Annotated in this window: 14 protein-coding genes and 1 pseudogene; all 15 read right to left on the bottom strand. The window is 45.1% G+C overall.

Annotated elements, in window-relative coordinates:
• Nucleotides 1-894: 894 nt before the first annotated feature.
• Nucleotides 895-1,314, bottom strand: a pseudogene (locus SP90_RS15535) (flagellin N-terminal helical domain-containing protein); the annotation flags it as partial.
• A 335-nt stretch (nucleotides 1,315-1,649) separates the two neighbouring features.
• Nucleotides 1,650-3,257 (bottom strand): flagellar hook-length control protein FliK, encoded by a 1,608-nt coding sequence (locus SP90_RS15540; RefSeq protein WP_066858489.1) that lies wholly within the window; start codon nucleotides 3,255-3,257, stop codon nucleotides 1,650-1,652.
• Nucleotides 3,258-3,443: 186 nt separating this feature from the next.
• Nucleotides 3,444-4,184 carry a flagellar motor protein MotB gene (locus tag SP90_RS15545; protein WP_066858492.1) on the bottom strand — a complete coding sequence of 247 codons (741 nt, stop codon included), beginning with the start codon at nucleotides 4,182-4,184 and terminating at the stop codon, nucleotides 3,444-3,446.
• Nucleotide 4,185: 1 nt separating this feature from the next.
• The gene (locus tag SP90_RS15550) at nucleotides 4,186-4,938 is read right to left on the bottom strand and encodes a motility protein A (RefSeq protein ID WP_066858495.1); all 753 of its coding nucleotides are present in this window, start codon (nucleotides 4,936-4,938) and stop codon (nucleotides 4,186-4,188) included.
• A gap of 4 nt (nucleotides 4,939-4,942) precedes the next feature.
• Nucleotides 4,943-6,058: a FapA family protein gene (locus SP90_RS15555; protein WP_066858498.1), complete on the bottom strand. Its 1,116-nt coding sequence runs from the start codon at nucleotides 6,056-6,058 to the stop codon at nucleotides 4,943-4,945.
• A gap of 16 nt (nucleotides 6,059-6,074) precedes the next feature.
• The gene (locus SP90_RS15560; RefSeq protein ID WP_066858501.1) at nucleotides 6,075-6,419 is read right to left on the bottom strand and encodes an STAS domain-containing protein; all 345 of its coding nucleotides are present in this window, start codon (nucleotides 6,417-6,419) and stop codon (nucleotides 6,075-6,077) included.
• 426 nt (nucleotides 6,420-6,845) lie between these two features.
• Nucleotides 6,846-7,313 (bottom strand): D-aminoacyl-tRNA deacylase, encoded by a 468-nt coding sequence (gene dtd / locus SP90_RS15565; RefSeq protein ID WP_066858505.1) that lies wholly within the window; start codon nucleotides 7,311-7,313, stop codon nucleotides 6,846-6,848.
• A gap of 1 nt (nucleotide 7,314) precedes the next feature.
• A complete protein-coding gene (locus SP90_RS15570) occupies nucleotides 7,315-9,186 on the bottom strand; it encodes a long-chain-fatty-acid--CoA ligase (RefSeq protein WP_066858508.1) in 1,872 nt (623 codons plus the stop codon).
• 240 nt (nucleotides 9,187-9,426) lie between these two features.
• Complete coding sequence (dapA, locus tag SP90_RS15575) at nucleotides 9,427-10,305, bottom strand: 4-hydroxy-tetrahydrodipicolinate synthase (protein ID WP_066858511.1); 879 nt, start codon at nucleotides 10,303-10,305, stop codon at nucleotides 9,427-9,429.
• Between the two features lie 50 nt (nucleotides 10,306-10,355).
• Nucleotides 10,356-11,198, bottom strand: coding sequence for a diaminopimelate epimerase (gene dapF, locus SP90_RS15580; RefSeq protein ID WP_066858514.1), 843 nt, complete (start codon nucleotides 11,196-11,198; stop codon nucleotides 10,356-10,358).
• 678 nt (nucleotides 11,199-11,876) lie between these two features.
• Entirely contained in the window at nucleotides 11,877-12,173 is a 297-nt protein-coding gene (locus SP90_RS15585) for an HU family DNA-binding protein (RefSeq protein WP_269449366.1), read from the bottom strand.
• A 97-nt stretch (nucleotides 12,174-12,270) separates the two neighbouring features.
• Nucleotides 12,271-13,086, bottom strand: a complete 816-nt coding sequence (locus tag SP90_RS15590) for a MinD/ParA family protein (protein ID WP_066858520.1) — start codon at nucleotides 13,084-13,086, stop codon at nucleotides 12,271-12,273.
• Between the two features lie 14 nt (nucleotides 13,087-13,100).
• Nucleotides 13,101-13,886, bottom strand: coding sequence for a GGDEF domain-containing protein (locus SP90_RS15595; protein ID WP_197498813.1), 786 nt, complete (start codon nucleotides 13,884-13,886; stop codon nucleotides 13,101-13,103).
• Nucleotides 13,887-13,929: 43 nt separating this feature from the next.
• A protein-coding gene (gene prfB / locus SP90_RS15600) for a peptide chain release factor 2 (protein ID WP_197498814.1) occupies nucleotides 13,930-15,046 on the bottom strand; the annotation gives its coding sequence in 2 pieces (ribosomal slippage) (nucleotides 13,930-14,970 and nucleotides 14,972-15,046; 1,116 coding nt in all).
• A 1-nt stretch (nucleotide 15,047) separates the two neighbouring features.
• Nucleotides 15,048-16,562, bottom strand: coding sequence for an apolipoprotein N-acyltransferase (gene lnt / locus SP90_RS15605; protein WP_066858530.1), 1,515 nt, complete (start codon nucleotides 16,560-16,562; stop codon nucleotides 15,048-15,050).
• Nucleotides 16,563-16,616: the final 54 nt, after the last annotated feature.

Raw genomic sequence — 16,616 nt, forward strand, 5'->3', positions numbered from 1 at the left:
CAAGGAAAGCTTATCCCATGTATGGGTAGTTTCGTTGTACGCTTCGATAATAATATCTTGAACAGGCGTCTTCATCGAACCGTAACTGCTTGATGCAGAGGATTCAACAGACTGAGCTTTTTTAATCTCACCTGTCTTAGCGTCGTGAGTAAAACCTGCTTTGGCAGGCAGATAAGTTTTTGAGTTGTCTTCAAGGAACGAAACAGCATCGTTGACCACTTTAACGCCAGTTTTTGTGGTTTGTTCAAATGTTTTCGATGCAGCAAATTCAGAGTTAATTTGAATAGCAGTACCAGAGTCCGCAGTAGTTCTTATGGTATAGCTGTTAGCAGTACCGGCAACAGTTGGAGTAATGGTAAATTGATTATCGTTATTGCTAAATGTGTCGCGCACGATTGATCCATTAGCAAGTTCTGCTGTGATTCGTACTTCATGGGTTGCAGTCGTTGTTTGCGCTGCTGCTGTTGCTGCGTCAGTAATATCGGTCCAGTTGCCTCCTGGTGCACGGGTTTCGATAGTTACCTTTGTGCCAGCGTATGTAACAGCAGCAACAGCGGACGCTGTAACACCCACACCAGTAAGTTCTCCGGTTTTAAGATCCATGGTTCCACCGCCCGCAACGGTTGTTACGGTGTTCTCTACCGCTGCAATCCCAGATCTTGAAGTGTATGTGAGTGTGTCACCAGCATTTGATTTGGTAATGGTCTGAACACCATTTGCGTCGATAGCGCCGAGTGGTGTGTCTGTTGCTGAACTAGTAACGATTGCTTCATCGTTTGGCCCGTCACTTGACCAAGATTGTGTGTTGCCGTCTTCATCAACCATAGTTGCTTCTGCCGTACGCGCAGCATCGTTTTGGGCAACACTTTCTTCAACATTAATTTCTTGGCCTGTACCGGCAAGTAATTTCCTGCTGTTGAAATCAGTGTCCATGGCCATACGAGTGATTTCTTTCGCCATCAGCTGATATTCTTGGTTGATCATCAAGCGCTGTGCATCAGTGTAAGTGCCGGTAGCAGCCTGTTCTGCAAGCTCTTTCATGCGGATGAGCTTTGCATCGATAACGCCGAGAGCGCCATCTGCAGTCTGGATCATTGAAATACCGTCGTTAGCGTTACGCAGACCCTGAGCAAGTGTTTTAATATCTGCGCGCATAAGTTCGCGCATTGCAAGACCGGCAGCATCATCTGCCGCAGTGCCAACACGAAGACCTGAGGACAGGCGACGGGTGGATGTTGCGAGTTTCCCGTATGAGCTGTTCAGGTTGCGGGTGACGTTTACTGCCATCAAATTGTTGTTAATAACTAAAGACATAATGTATAACCTCCATGTTTTACTGCCTTGTATTAAGCAACCTTAATGCCAATAGGTTTTATGTGTGTAAAAATAGCTATTTATGATTTTGTTAATAATTCTTTATGGTCTTTTTATAGAAAATTGAGGTGATATTTTCCGTTTTATAAGGGAGTAAATGAAACGTATGTTGGATAGCAGGCAGGATTTGCAGGGCAAATAAAATAGATTGTATTGGTGCGTGCCGTTGCTATGCGGCGTGAGCTGCATGTAGGCGTTGCTGGCAGGAAGAGTTTAGGAAAAAATGAAAATAACAAAAAAAAACGGCAGATAAAAAATCTGCCGTTTTTTCTTTATTAAGCAACAAGGTACACCCTGTTTGAAGAATGGCTTGCTTGTTGGATGGTTGTTGTCCCCTGTACAAGATCTTGTTTCGTATCCTTGAGTTGCCTGAACTGTTGTTTTGCCAAGAAGCGTTGATGAGCTTCTTGCTGGGCGTTGTGTTGATCCGGCGTGTCCCAGCTATTGTTATTTTGAAGATGGTTTTGCATACCGGTTTGCACATCGAGCTTTTCTACCTTCAGACCTTGTGCTTCCAATGAGGCTCGAAGTGTATGCATGTTGTCCTGAAGTGTTTTGGCAACTTCTGGATTGTCTGTTCGAATCTTGGCTGCGACTTCACCACTTTTAGTTGAGACTAAAACTGCAACTGGACCAAAATCAGCTGTATTCAGTTTTAATGAAAGTTGGTTTACGCCATTACGTAAAGAGCGGAATACACCATTTTGAATTTGTTCCAGAATATTCGTACTGGTCTGTTTAAGAGAGGTGGCTTGGCTCGCAACATTTTGTGCAGGACTTGTAGATGGCTGTCCAGATGTGGCGCCGTCGGCAAGTGCTGTGTTGTTAAAAAAGTTCATCCATGAACTCTTGCTATTGTTTTGCTTACCACCAAGTAATGAATCAGCATCAGCGTTTGTACCTGCGGATTCTGAAGTATTGGCAATAGCTGAAGCACTAACGGTTGCTTCTTTTCCTGTATCACCAGACTTCATAGAGCTTGTTGTTGATTCTGCAGCTACTTCTTTACTGTTGGCGCTAGGCATAAAACCCAGTCCTTTTTCAGTGGCTTTATCTGCTCGAAGAATACGTGTCGCATCTTCTTCGTTGCTCGCACGATTTTTTGCAGAAAGCTTTCCACCATTTTCAAGAGCAGTTGCAATAAGAGGATTAAGTTGCTGCTTGACTTCTTCGAGCAGCTTCTCACCGGAAGCATTTTGTGCTGCGACAGAGGAGTCAAGCAAAGCGGTTAGCTGTTTGATCCCTGAGCTATTCATTGTGCCTTCAGATCCAGACAGCAAGCTTTGAAGTTTTGCAAGCGCATTGCTGTCGAGCTGTAAGCCTTTTCCCAGTGCTGCAAGTTCATCTTTAGTGATGGAAAGGGTGGCATTGTCATTAAGATTTTTTAATGCCTCAGAGATAGTTTCCCATGCTCGCTTGGTGTTTCCAGCTTCTAAATCAGCAAGTACATCACTGGTTTTGTTAGGGCTGAGTCCAGCTTGAGTAAGGATAGAAGAAATTTTGTTTTGTGTGTCTTGAGTTAGTTCTGTTGCTTTTGGTGCGGAGTTAATCTGTGCAGTCTGTTTAAGAGTTTCCAGCAGATTATCCCATGTCAGGGATTCCTTGTCGGCTTCTTCTTTAAGACGCTTCAGTGTCTCTTTTTCAACTCCAGCTTCTTCCAGTTTTTTTTCAATAGCCTTGTAGTCTTCATCATTGATTGGAAGATCTTTTACTGCAGTCAGGTTGTCATGTGTAGAGTTAACTGCGGTGTCGTGCGCTTCTTGGTATTGCGCAGAGGTTTTTTGCACGGCATCAAAAATAGCACCAAAGCCAGTGCTGACAGCTTTGTTGCTTGCTACGTTTTGAACCTGTTCTGTAATATATGCACTAGGCGAAATTTGCATGATGGCACTCCTTGTGGGGAAGATTAGCAAAATGTGTGCCTTGTTGAAAGTTCTTTAAAAGCAGTATGTTGAACTTTGCATCCTTAGGCAGAGTTTGCCGGAATAGTTTTTATGAGAAGAGATAGGACAAATTTGCAGTGCAAATAGCGTAAAAAAAGGCAACTTCACTACGAAGTTGCCTTGAGGTTACCAGCTTTTGTCTTGAGGGCGGTGGAAGTAAAACTCCATCCGGTCATTCATGTTTCTATTTTGATCGCTGTTGTTCGGGAGCAAGGGTTGCGAATCAGCGTACCCTACAGCTTTAAGCCGTGTGGATGGGAGGTTTGAACGTTTCATGATGGCTCGGAGCAGTGCGGCTGCCCGCGCTGATGAAAGTTCCCAGTTTGTAGGGTAACTGCCGTTTCCCCTGTCAATATCAGAGGTGTGTCCGCGTACCACCATATTAACAGTATGCTCTTTAAGAATTTTAATCGGACTGTCTAGTAAAGCCTCACTCCCCGGTTTGAGTTTCGCAGAGCCTGGAGCAAAAAAACTATCAACAGGAACACGAAGCACAAGTCCTTCATTGTCCGCAGATATCGTTGAAACTTTTTGCAAAGAAGGGTCATCAAGCATATAGCTTTTTAATTCTAGCAACATACCGAGAATCGCTTGATCTTCTTTCTCTAGTTTAACATCAGAACGCTCAAACTTCGAAGGTGAAAAAGCTGCAAAGTTTGCAGTCTTGCGTTTTACTTGAATACCAAAGGCATCTTTGACAGATCCTGCAAGTGTTTTGAATTTATTTGCATCTTGCTGGGCGAATGATAGAAGGAGTACAAAGAAGCAGAGAAGTAGTGTCACCAGATCGGCAAAGGTAGCCATCCAAAGTGGAAGTCCTTCTTCTGCTGGCGTTTCATTGTCCCCACGTTTTTGAGACTCAGCCATACTATCGCTCCTGACGTTTTGACGGCGGGAGGAATGAATTAAGCTTTTCTCTTACGATATTAGGGTGTTCACCATTTAATATGGAAAGTACCCCTTCAGTCATTAGCTCCATATTAAGAGCTTCTTCGTTTGAGCGCTCTTCAAGTTTCTTGGCAAGTGGCAGGAATATGCAGTTTGCCAAAATTGCTCCATAGAATGTTGTGAGAAGTGCTACCGCCATTGCAGGTCCAATTGCTGATGGGTCATCAAGTGCTTGTAGCATGCGTACTAGACCGATAAGCGTTCCGATCATTCCGAATGCTGGAGCCATGTTGCCCATTCCTTTAAATACTTCTTGGCCTGTGCGGTGGCGCTTTTTCATAATATCAACATCAATTTCCATGACGGAGCGGATAAGAGATTCCTCTGTTCCATCAGCAACAAGAAGGACGCCACGTTTCAAAAAGACATTGTCGATATTTGCTTTTTCTAGCGAAACGAGGCTTTCTTTTCGTGCACGGTCTGCCAGATCAATGATGAGATCAATAGAGTCTATTGGTTCAGGCGCCTTGGAAAAGAACGCTTTCATTCCAACCTTCATTGAACCAAGGACTGTTCCGAGAGGAAACATGATGAAGGCCACAGCAATGGTACCGCCAAATACAACGAGAATGGAAGGTACATCAATAAACCCCGCAGGACTCCCCCCGACCGCGATAGCACCTATGATGAGTGCTAATGAGCCAAATAATCCTATTATAGTTGCTATGTCCATGTAATTACTTCTTAATGATTGCTGGAGAATCAAAGCGCAACTCACCGTCTCGTAAGCTGATTGCTACATTCTCCAGATAGTCGTTAATTTTTGTGTAATAGCCGCCGATGCTTATTTCCACTCCTGGACGAATTGTCCCCGGTACAACAACGCGACATAAATCCGTGTTGGAATTTTTTTGCATGAGAGTGACAATACGCTGTTGTTCTCTGCGTAGTGCTGCTATCCTTTTTTCTTCAAATTCCAGTTTCGATTGATTTTCGGTACGGTGCAGTGTGCTTTTCGCACTTATTTTTTGAAGTTGTGCAATGTTTTCTTCAACAACTTCAATCTTTTCTTCAATGCCCTCCAGCTTTTTCATCAGTGTAGGTGGATACCCCATAATAATGGCTGTTGGAGTATTTATGCCGCCCCCCAGCTGCTCTCCAACGTAGACCATATTATTGGCGTAGACTTTTCCCCCCTGAAGCCGTTGTCGGACAATGAGAGTTCCATTGAGCGACATACGGGTGTGGAGTGATGAACCTTCAACGTAAATATCTTTTCCTGCTTGAAGATCACTGTTTTCGCAATAAGCCGCTCGAATATTGGTTCCCGCGTCTATCACACATGCTTTAGCACCCTTGATTCCTTTTTCTGCAGTGAATGCATCAAGAGTACGGATGGTTGCACCTTCAACAATGTCTTTTGCCAGAATATTGCGTGCTTGCAGTTCAAATCCGGTGCGTACCGTACCGTGAACGCAAAGGTCATTTACGTAAATAACGTTACCGGTGCTGAAGTTGACATCGCCGTGAATATTCAAGAGCTTTTTTACAGAAATGAGGTCTTCGTGATAAAAAACGTAGCCGTTTTGGGATGCAAGCAATTGAAGTTTATTTTCAGGATTAACTTCAGTGTTGGGACCAGCTGGCAGAACAGGTGAGTCCGTGAGGAATTGCTGACTGTCAGTCCCAGAGTCTTCTGGAGCAGGTACGAGTTCCGCGAGGATTTGTCCTGCAACGACGTTTTGTACATATCCAAGACAGTGGTGGTCCACACGACCACCGGATACTGCTGCCGGTGCAAGTTTTGTGTGATCAAAAAAAGGATCAAAGTAGTGTTTAAGATAATAAGTCATGCGTTAGCGTCCCGCATTAGAGAGGAAGACTAGAAAGCATATCGTCCTCATTTCGAAAAAGATTAAAAAAACGTAACAATTGTTTTTTATGTAGAAGCTCAAGAAAGTGGCGGGGAGGAGAAAGAATATGAAGAATTTTTCCGTGCCCGCGAATACGTGAATTCAGATGCACAAGCAGATGCAGTCCTGATTCGTCTATATCCCCCATTTCAGACATGTCGAGCACAACGTGCTGGTAATCTTGTACCGCAACAAGTGTCTCTAAATACTCTTTAAATTGTTGGCAAACGTCATGTGTCAGGTCGTTTTTGTACAGAAGCACTAATGCAGAGCCAAGCCTGAACGTCTTTGCTGGATTCATATTGTTCTCGATAAAGTAATGCCGGAATTGAATTGAAGTCAGGCTGCGGCATATAACAGTCTGAGCAACTCCAACAATTCATCAGGTTCAGAGACTGAACGCTGTTATTGAAACTATGCAGAATTTTCTAATATAAAAAGTAAGTAACTGCAATTTAAGCATTGCTATAAAAATGTAGAGTCAGTTGCAGCCTGAAATCTGAATGTTTTTGAGATAATTGTTTGAAATAAAATGCAAAAAAGTGCAATAAAAAGCAAAAAATAACAAAATAAGCCTCTTGAGAACAGTAAAGTTCATAAGAAGGAATAATTTTATGCAGGATAGAAAATAAAAAAACAGATGGTCACATAGTGTTCCTGTGTGACCATCTGTTTTTTTATTTCTGAGATGATATGAGGTTAGGCAGGGGGATCCCCGTCGGTATTGTTATGCAAAATCTTCTGAAGCGAGCATGATGGTGACAGGCCCCCAGTTTGTGAGGGAGACGTCCATGTCGGCTCCAAAGACACCGCATTGAACACGTTCCGGAAGCTCAGCCTTACAATTTTCAACAAAGGTATCAAACAGCTTTGTTGCGATGGCAGGAGGGCAGGCAGATGTAAATGATGGCCTGCGACCTCTACGGCTGTCAGCGTACAGGGTGAACTGTGGTACCAGCAGCAAGTTGTTGCCAGTGTCTTTTAAACTCAGGTTCATTTTTCCTTGTTCGTCAGAAAAAATACGCAGCCCGATCATTTTTTGCAGCATGGTGTTCCAGACAGCACTTGTCGGAAGTGTTTCTGTGTCCTGTGCACCAAAGCCGACAAGAACCACCAGTCCATGCTCTATTGAAGCAACGGAAGTGCCATTGATATGAACAGCACCATTTTTAACTCGTTGTAATAATAACTTCATATTACTGCACAGTTTTTGTTTCTGCAGTTGCTTCAACCGCTGACTCGCTGGAAGCAGACATTGTTTCTGTATTATCAGAAGCAGTTTCTGCTTGCGATTCAGCGTGGGAATTTTTTTCCTTAGAGGCTGCAGGCACTTCAGGGGATGGGCAGTTACATTCTTTTTGTGCTTCAGCTTTGCTGCTCATCTTCTTTTCCTCTTCATCGCGAAGGGCACGACGAAGAACCTTGCCTACTATAGTCTTTGGCAGTTCATCACGGAATTCAACCTGCTTTGGAACTTTGTAGTTTGCAAGTTTTTCACGGCAATGGGAAAGCACTTCGGACTTGGTGAGCTCTTCACCGTTTTTAGGGACAATATAAACCTTGATGATTTCCCCGCGTGTTTTGTGCGGTACACCAACAGTGACAGCTTCCTGCACTTTCGGGTGCTCGTAGAGCACTTCGTCAATTTCACGCGGATATACATTGTAGCCGGCAACAAGGATCATATCTTTCTTACGGTCAACAATGTAGAAATATCCTTCCTCGTCCATAGTGGCGATATCGCCTGTATACAACCAGCCGTTGCGGAGGGTGGAGGCGGTTTCGTCTGGACGGTTCCAGTACCCCATCATGACCTGCGGACCTCTGATGATCAGTTCACCGATCTTTCCGATAGGCAGGGGAATACTACCCACTTCCATATCAACAATGCGCGCGTCAGTATCAGGAAACGGCAGTCCGATGGAGCCGTTTTTAGAAAGCCCCATAAGCGGGTTCAAGTGCGTTACTGGAGACGCTTCAGTCAGGCCGAAACCTTCAAGCAGCTTGGCTCCTGTAATTTTTTTGAATTGGCGCATCTGTTCAACCGGCATCGGTGACGAGCCTGAAATACAGTATTTGATGCAGCTGAGGTCATATTGGGAAAGACTTTTTTGCTGCATAAGTGAAATATAAACGGATGGCGCTCCCGGGAAAATCGTCGGTTTGTATTTCTGAATACCGTCCAGCACGTCTTTAGGAACATAGCGTGGAAACGGAACAACCGTTGCGTTCAATGCACACGGGAAAAGCATGCTTACTGTGAGCCCGAACACATGGAAGTACGGGAGCAATCCAAGGAAGGTATGGTGCTCGTCAGAGATTGCGTTAAGCATAGTCTGACATTGCTCGACATTTGAAGTGACGTTTGCATGTGAAAGCATAACGCCTTTGGAAATGCCCGTAGTTCCGCCAGTATATTGCAATAAGGCAATAGAGTTCTGCGGATCCTTAATAGGCACATTTAATTGTTCTTTTGACGCAAAAAGTGTCTTCCATGGAAGTACGGACTTGTTGTCATACGGTACATCGATATGCGTTTTTTCCCACTTGTTCTTCGTTGTGTAGAGCAGGTTGAGCGGAAAGCGCAGTGCATCAGAGATACGTGTGACAAAGTATTTTTCAATAGGAAGCTTATTGCGAAGCTTGGCAATCTTAGGCCACACAAGATCAAGCGTGATCATGTGTTTTGCACCACAGTCATGAATTTGATGAACCAGCTCTTTTTCCATGTAAAGAGGATTGGTCATAACCACTATGCCGCCAGCCTTGAGCACTCCCCAAAATGCAATCATGGTCTGTGGCAAGTTTGGCATCATGATAGATACACGGTCGCCGGGTTTAACACCCTGTTCACGCAAGTTTGCTGCAAAGCACTCTGCAAGCGTGTGGAGTTTTTTGAAAGTAAGGGTGTAGTTTTTAAAAACTATAGCATTACGGTTCGGCGTGTTAGCTGCCGCTTCGTCCAGAATGCTTGGAATGGATGCGTTCTTGTAGCTCAGGTTCGCCGGCACGTCCGGATCGTAGTTATCCAGCCAGGGGCGTTCGAGTGGTAAATCCTGTTCGTTCATATCGTATTAATATTGCTAGGGTTGATATGAGGTTCAGTCGTCATTTCTGAAATAGTGTAGTACCTTGTGTACTTCGATAGTGCAACCCCTGAAGGTTGAAGGGATACATTAGAAATAACACATTATAAAATAAGAGAAATAAAACATGGCGCGCAAAAAAGCCCAAGTCCGATTATGCAATACTGCATAGTTCGAACTTGGGCTGTATTAGTGGAGCTAAAAGTAGCAGGAAGAATATGCCTACAAGAGGCCTGCTTCCGTCATGATGGATTTAAGTCGCTCAAGGTTTGCTTCAGCAAGCGGAACCATTGGCAATCTGAAGTCTGTATCCATTTTTCCCTGTAATGCAAGGGCTGTTTTTACAGGAATAGGGTTGGATTCCATGAACATAGCACGGTTCAGTGGCTGCATTTCGAAGTGCAGTTTACGTGCGGTTTCAATGTCTCCATTATTCCATGCAGTACAGAGGCTTGCCATTTTGTTCGGGAGGAGGTTGGAGATTACAGAAATAACACCGGATCCACCTACTGAAAGTAGTGGCAGTACTGTGAAGTCATCACCGGAGATGACAGTAAAGGAGCTACCGCACTGTTCAATAAGGTCAGAGACCTGAATGAGGTCACCAGTCGCTTCTTTGATACCTACAATCTGCGGAAGATCTTTGTGAAGACGGGCAACGGTTGAAGGCAGAACATTGCTGCCGGTTCTTCCAGGTACATTGTATAGTACTATTGGAAGGCTGATTGCTTCGGCAATATGTTTAAAATGCTGGTAGATGCCTTCCTGCGTCGGTTTGTTGTAGTAGGGGCTGATGAGAAGTGTACCATCAGCACCCGCTTCTTCAGCGAATGTTGCAAGGTGAACAGCTTCTTTGGTGTTGTTTGAACCGGCACCGGCAAGAACAGGCACACGTTTGTTTGCCTGCTCTACACAAATGCGGATAGCTTCCTTGTGCTCATCATGTGTAAGAGTTGCAGATTCACCAGTTGTACCGCACGGTACCAGACCGTGAATACCTTCAGTAATCTGCCACTCAATGTGCTCACGGAAACGTTCTTCATCAATTTTGCCGTCTCTAAATGGAGTTACCAGTGCAGTATAGGCTCCGGAAAAATTCATATCGCCTCCTCATATGGGCAAAAATACTGCCCGCAGTGGGTTTGTCGTGTTTAGTCTAGTGTCAGACCGAGTGATTCAAGCACAGCATTGCCGGAGTAAATAACCAGCGCCTTACCTTTTAAGAAAACGCTGTTACCCTCGATGGATATGCTCAGAATTTCTCCACCTGAAGATTTAACACGTACATCAGTGCCGGTCAGCCCGAGAGCGTTTGCTACAACAACGCCTGCTACGGCACCAGTACCGCAGGCAAAAGTTTCATCTTCCACACCGCGTTCGTACGTGCGAAGATGTACGTTTTCGCGGTCAATAATGCTCATAAAGTTCGCATTGGTGCCGGCAGGTGCAAATACATCATGGTAACGAACCAGCGCGCCGAGTTCTTTAACATTCAGGGCTGATGCATCTTCTGCCACATACACCGCATGTGGAACACCGGTGTTGACGAAATGGATTTCATCATCACCATCTTTGAGTGTGATAGGTTTATTCAGCTCAAGTCCTTGAGGCGGGGTGAGTTCCACTTTGATCTCACCATCGTCGCAAAATTCTGCGCGAATAGGGCCGGCATCTGTCCCGAAAGTGTGAACAGGGCCGGCAAGGCCGATCTCTACTGCAAGTTTTGCAGCACAGCGGGAAGCATTGCCGCACATTTCTGCACGGGAACCGTCGGCATTGTAGAAATGCCATCGGTAGTCAAGAGCAGGTTCGTCTGAGTTTTCTAAAAAAACAAGCCCGTCTGCACCAACGCCAAATGCGCGGCGGCAGATTTTTTGAGCCCACTCACTCATATGCGAAACAGGCACATTGTATTCTCTATTATCAATGAATACAAAGTCATTACCGCAGCCTTGCATCTTATAGATAGCTACGAGTCCCTTGGTCGGATTCATTCGAACTCCTCGTGCCGGCAGAAAGTGCCCGTTTCTACCGCGCAACCCAAATATAAAAACATTACCAGATTGATGACAAATCCGCACATTGCGGCGTTGCTTCGAAAAACTCAACGCTTTCATAGGAGTAACTATGACTCGTCTCTGAGTTTTTCTTGCGCCTTGCACTGCAGATTTATTGCAATCTGGCAGGTAAGGACTTTGTCAACAGTCTCCATTACGTCTGTCTTCTCTGGTTTCGCCAAGCAAATGCGATAGCAGAAAATAGGGATGAAAAAATTTCATCATCAAATCAATAGGGTGTGTGTAAGGACGCCCGATGGTGTGCAGCACCAAGCACCTTAAGGTGTCTACTCCTATGATTCTGCTGCACAAAAGAAAGAAGGTCAACCCGATAGAGTAAAGAGATAGAAAATGTTTTGCTTCTAATGAAGATTAATCACAGCCTCTAACCTGTTCTTAGTAAATGCTATTTTTACGTGCTGGTGTAGAAGAACTTGGCGCTTGCTGTATGGAATTTTGTTCAGAAAAGTTTGCCGGAGGCAGCTTGCATGAAGAGCAATCCGGAGTGGTGTGGGGCAGCTTGTTGTGATTGCGGTAGGTAGTGAGGGGACAGATAGTAGATAAAAGAAAAGCGCAGGCATGAGCCTGCGCTTTTACAGAGATATATAAAACAGACTAGCTGTTTAAAAACTCTTTAAGTTCTTTGCCTGCACGGAAGAAAGGAAGATGCTTAGGGTGTACGGTAACAACTTCACCGGTTTTCGGGTTACGGCCGGTGTAGCCTTCGTACTCTTTCATTTTAAAGCTGCCGAAGCCGCGAATTTCAACACGGTTTCCTTCTGCGAGCGCATCCTTCATGCTATCTACAAAGACGTTTACCATCATGGTAGCTTCTTCAATAGCGATGTTGTTTTCTTCAGACAGAGTTTTAATCAGTTCGCTTTTGTTCATTCTCAACTCCCACTGTACAATACAGCGTAGATGTTCTGGATTTATGTTTATGTAAGTATGTGCTCTCTAGCTGTGTGATATAATTCAGTATGACGGAAACTGTTTAAATATTCAAAAGTTAATTGCTGAGATTGTTCGCAGTTTCTGTAAAAATTGATTTAGAAATGTCATTTAGCATAGAGTTTTTGATCTTCTGCAGTTTGACTGCAATGGAGAAGATATCTTTTGCAGCTTTGCTGTTAGGAGCGTGCTTCATCAGAGGAGTTTGTTTTCTTACTGATTCAGGCACCATTTTATCCTGAGTAATGCCTCCTAAAAATTCAGGAGTAAAGCCCAGGAAGCGTTCACAGGCTGTTGCAAGTCTGTTGTAAGTGCTTGTTTCTTCTGTTTTATCTTCTGCCTGATTCACAATGATATAGAAGTCTTTTACATTGTGCTGTGTAGAAAGCACTTTCATGAGCGCGTAGCTGTCTGTAAGAGACGTTGGCTCAGGAGTTACTACTACAACACGAATGCGTGTCATTGCTGCAAAAGAAAGTACTGTAGGGTTAATTCCTGCGCCAAGATCCATTAACAAATATTCATAGTTATTAAAAAGTGGATTGAGACGCTGGAAGAGAGCATTTCGCAGTTCGCTGTCCATTTCTACGAGTTCAGGTACACCTGATGCTGCAGGCAGGAAATCAAAACCGTCCGGCTCGATTGGGAATGCTACCTTTTCTGCAGGAATATCTGTGTCCAGTAAGCTCTGAATGTTGGTGTTCGGGGTTACACCAAGCAAAACGTCCAGATTGGCAAGGCCTAAGTCACAGTCCATGAGCATGACGGGGAAGTCGCCTCTGTACATGCAGTAGCCGAGGTTAAGAGCGATGTTGGTTTTACCCACGCCGCCCTTGCCGCTAAGAACTGAAATTGTGAGAGTATTGGCTTTCATACGGGGAAACTGCCTTATTTAGATCCAGAAAAAAGGAATTGTTTTTCGTTAGAATGCACCATTGTGGAGCGATCGTATTCGAATTCGATGAGTTGTCTGGTAACATGTACCTGATTCTTACCGGCATTTTTTGCCTGGTAGAGAGCTTTATCTGCTATGTTGAACAAGTCGTGTCCGGTAGCAGTGTTACGCCCTTTCAGGGAGGCTACACCTGCAGAGAAAGTGCACTGTACCGTGGCTTCCTTGCATTTTATATAGGTATCGGCAAACATCGAACACAATCTGTCCAGCATGGCTTTTGCTCTGAGCGGGCCGGCACCGGGAAGTAGTAATGCAAACTCCTCGCCACCTACGCGCGCTGCATGGTCATACCCACGTGTTGAAGCGTCCAGCAGGTCGGCAAGCGTCCTGATGACTTCGTCTCCACAATGGTGACCGTATGTGTCATTGATGTTTTTAAAATTATCCAGATCAATTATTGCTAAGCTTAATTGACCGTTACTGCGTTCGACCCGCTGCAGCTCCATTAAGAGTTTATTCTCGAATGCCTGCTTGTTGTATAATCCTGTGAGCGGGTCTCTTTCAGACCTGCGGGTGAGTTCATCAATAACCCGCTGCAGGTTTGTAAGGTTATGAAAGGAGGAGTTGTCCAGATTAATCGCGAACCATTCGGAAAATCCGCCTGCTTCGGACAATTCATCCCATTCTTTCATGGTGATGCCGGGGATTATTCTGGTAAGTGCAAGCTGTTGCTCGGCGTCCGGAAACGGGGCAGACTCGGCAATAAGCTGGCGCAGCATATCCAGTTCGGCTGTTAGGCTATCTAAGCTGTCCTGATGTAAATTATGTAGTCTTTTCTGCATGTAGATAAAGCAGGAAATCTCGCAGGAACTGATCCAGTTTTCCATCTAGTACTGAATCAACATCCCCGATCTCCGAGTTTGTCCTGTGATCTTTCACAAGACGATATGGCTGAAGCGTATAAGTACGTATCTGACTACCGAAACTGATATCCATTTTTCCTGCGTAGGCTGCCTGACGTTCGTCCTGCACTTTTCGCAGTTCAATCTCATAAAGTCTGGATTTAAGGATTTGTAACGCAGTATCTTTGTTAGCGTGTTGGGATTTTTCGTTCTGACATTGGGCGGTTACTCCTGTAGGGATATGTGTAATACGCACAGCCGAACTGGTTGTGTTTACACTTTGCCCGCCCGGGCCGCTTGAACGGAATACATCAATACGCAGATCGCTTTCCTGTATGTCCACAGTGATGTCTTTGCCCGCATCGGGAATAATATCAATGGAGGCAAATGATGTGTGACGACGACCGGAAGAGTCAAAAGGCGAAATACGTATAAGACGGTGAATGCCTTTCTCCCCTTTGAGGAAGCCGTAGGCATTGTCGCCTTTAATACGAAGCGTAACGCTTTTAATGCCGGCTTCGTCTCCATCCAGCAGATCAAGATACTCGACTTTGAATTTATGCCTGTCTGCCCATCGCACGTACATGCGAAGGAGCATGTTTGCCCAGTCCTGTGCCTCAGTGCCTCCAGCGCCAGGATGAATTTCTAAAATTGCATCATTCCGGTCTTCCGGCGCGCTGAGCAATAAATTAAGCTCGGTCTGCTCAAGCAGCTCGCTTAACAACTGAGTTTGTTCATTGAGTGTTTCAAGAACTTCAGCGCTCTGGTCTTCTTCAGCTAAGGTCAGCCATTCAGCTAAATCTTCTTTAGCCTGTGTAAGGGTTTCTAATCGGTCAATATGTCCTTCTAATTGACTTTTTTCTTGAAGGACTGGTGTAAGCTTGTCCGGATTATCCCATGCACCGGGGCTGGAGAGCTGTTTTTCGATTTCATCAAGTCTATCTTTGTCACCCTTCAGGTCAAAGCCTCCTCCATAAGGAGTTGAATTGTTCTGTAAGGGCGTTACTTCTGGTTCGTAAATCTGCTAATTGAAGCATGTTATATGTCTTTCTTTTTATTTGTATAAAATGAGTAGGCAAATACAGCGACGGCACCGGCCATGAGTAGAGCTCTGATGAGAGCAAAGAACTGATGGTAGATGGTGAAATCGGTTCTGGTACCTATGGAGCCGAAAATAACATCAGCACGGAAGGATTTGCCTTTAGTTGTAATATTACCCTTAGGGTCAATAATAGCTGTAATGCCGTTGTTTGTAGCACGGGCAAAGTAGCGGCCTTGCTCAACAGCACGAAGAACTGTCATGTCCAGATGTTGCTTCGGGGCGGCTGTTTTTCCGAACCATGCGTCGTTACTTATGTTGACCAGAACGTTGGCACCCCTTGCTACGCGATCTTGGACGAGTTCGGTGAATGTAGCCTCATAACAAATCAGGACTCCCATTGCAAGATTACCAACAGTAAGAGGGTCATAGACTCTTCCGGGGACAAATGAGCCGGTTCCTTTGAGGAGTTCATCAGCAAACGGTACGTAGAAAGGAATGTATTCGCCAAAGGGGACAAGGTACATTTTGTCATACCATGATCGCATAATACCTTCGGCGTCGAACAGGTACGCGCGGTTGAAAATATCATGCTTGCGACCTTCGGTTCCTTTACCGAAACCGGGGGTGCCGATGAGAAAAGGGGCATTGCTCATAACAGCAAGTCTGCGGACGATCGGGAGATATTCTTTACTGCTCTGAAGATAGAACGGCATTGACGTTTCCGGCCAGATAACAAGATCAACCGGACGCTCAAGAACCTGTTTGCTAAGCGTAACATACCGTTCAACCGTACCGCGCTGGTATCGTTTGTCCCACTTTGCGCCCTGATCGACATTACCTTGTACCATGGCGATTTCAATATTTGCTCCGGCATCGGCAGGCTGCATCCATGAATAATAGCTGGAAGTAAACAGCAGTGCCAAAGAGACAAGCGCGGTGACGGAATGCTTAACCGAGCTTGCTATCAAGGCAGCTGTTACATAACAGGCGAGTCCGGCAAGCAGGGCGGAATATCCTTCAGCGCCGAGAATGCTTACAGGCTGGACAAAAGCAGGCCAGTCCGCAAAGGCGGCAGCAAGTGATGCCCACGGAAATCCACTGAGGATAATACCGCGCGCAAGTTCCAGTGTTCCCCAAAGAAAAAATGTACTCAGGCCGACATAAAGCGGAGACGCTTTTTGCAGATATTTGTTGCAGAACCAGGAATAAATTGCACCGTATGTTCCCATGACAAAGGAAACGCCGAGTGGACCGCTGATGGCTATATACCACGGCATTGCTGTCTGCTCCGCAAAAGGGACTGCAATCCAGTACAGGCAGCTTGTGAACGCTGCGGTACCTGTAAGCAGACCTCGCTTGAAAGCAACAGAGCCGGATTCTGCCTGAAGTCCGATCAGATACAGACAGGCAGGATAAAGCAATACGAGAGGTGGGAGCTGGTAGATTGTATTGGCAGAACCAATCCATAATCCTACAGTACCCATAATAAATAATAGAGCAAATTGAAGCATGCCGCACCCTGACGTTTTTTTACGTATCGGTCAAGTTGCCTGTGGTGAAGCGTG

The organism is Halodesulfovibrio spirochaetisodalis, assembly GCF_001672295.1.
Lineage (GTDB): Bacteria > Desulfobacterota > Desulfovibrionia > Desulfovibrionales > Desulfovibrionaceae > Halodesulfovibrio > Halodesulfovibrio spirochaetisodalis.

Excerpts from the sequence above, each read along its gene's own strand:
- lnt (WP_066858530.1), bottom strand. The coding sequence starts at position 16,562 with ATGCTTCAATTTGCTCTATTATTTATTATGGGTACTGTAGGATTATGG.
- dtd (WP_066858505.1), bottom strand. The coding sequence starts at position 7,313 with ATGAAGTTATTATTACAACGAGTTAAAAATGGTGCTGTTCATATCAAT.
- dapA (WP_066858511.1), bottom strand. The coding sequence starts at position 10,305 with ATGAATTTTTCCGGAGCCTATACTGCACTGGTAACTCCATTTAGAGAC.
- SP90_RS15570 (WP_066858508.1), bottom strand. The coding sequence starts at position 9,186 with ATGAACGAACAGGATTTACCACTCGAACGCCCCTGGCTGGATAACTAC.
- SP90_RS15545 (WP_066858492.1), bottom strand. The coding sequence starts at position 4,184 with ATGGCTGAGTCTCAAAAACGTGGGGACAATGAAACGCCAGCAGAAGAA.
- SP90_RS15560 (WP_066858501.1), bottom strand. The coding sequence starts at position 6,419 with ATGAATCCAGCAAAGACGTTCAGGCTTGGCTCTGCATTAGTGCTTCTG.
- SP90_RS15590 (WP_066858520.1), bottom strand. The coding sequence starts at position 13,086 with ATGAAAGCCAATACTCTCACAATTTCAGTTCTTAGCGGCAAGGGCGGC.
- dapF (WP_066858514.1), bottom strand. The coding sequence starts at position 11,198 with ATGAATCCGACCAAGGGACTCGTAGCTATCTATAAGATGCAAGGCTGC.
- SP90_RS15550 (WP_066858495.1), bottom strand. The coding sequence starts at position 4,938 with ATGGACATAGCAACTATAATAGGATTATTTGGCTCATTAGCACTCATC.
- SP90_RS15595 (WP_197498813.1), bottom strand. The coding sequence starts at position 13,886 with ATGCTGCGCCAGCTTATTGCCGAGTCTGCCCCGTTTCCGGACGCCGAG.
- SP90_RS15540 (WP_066858489.1), bottom strand. The coding sequence starts at position 3,257 with ATGCAAATTTCGCCTAGTGCATATATTACAGAACAGGTTCAAAACGTA.
- SP90_RS15555 (WP_066858498.1), bottom strand. The coding sequence starts at position 6,058 with ATGACTTATTATCTTAAACACTACTTTGATCCTTTTTTTGATCACACA.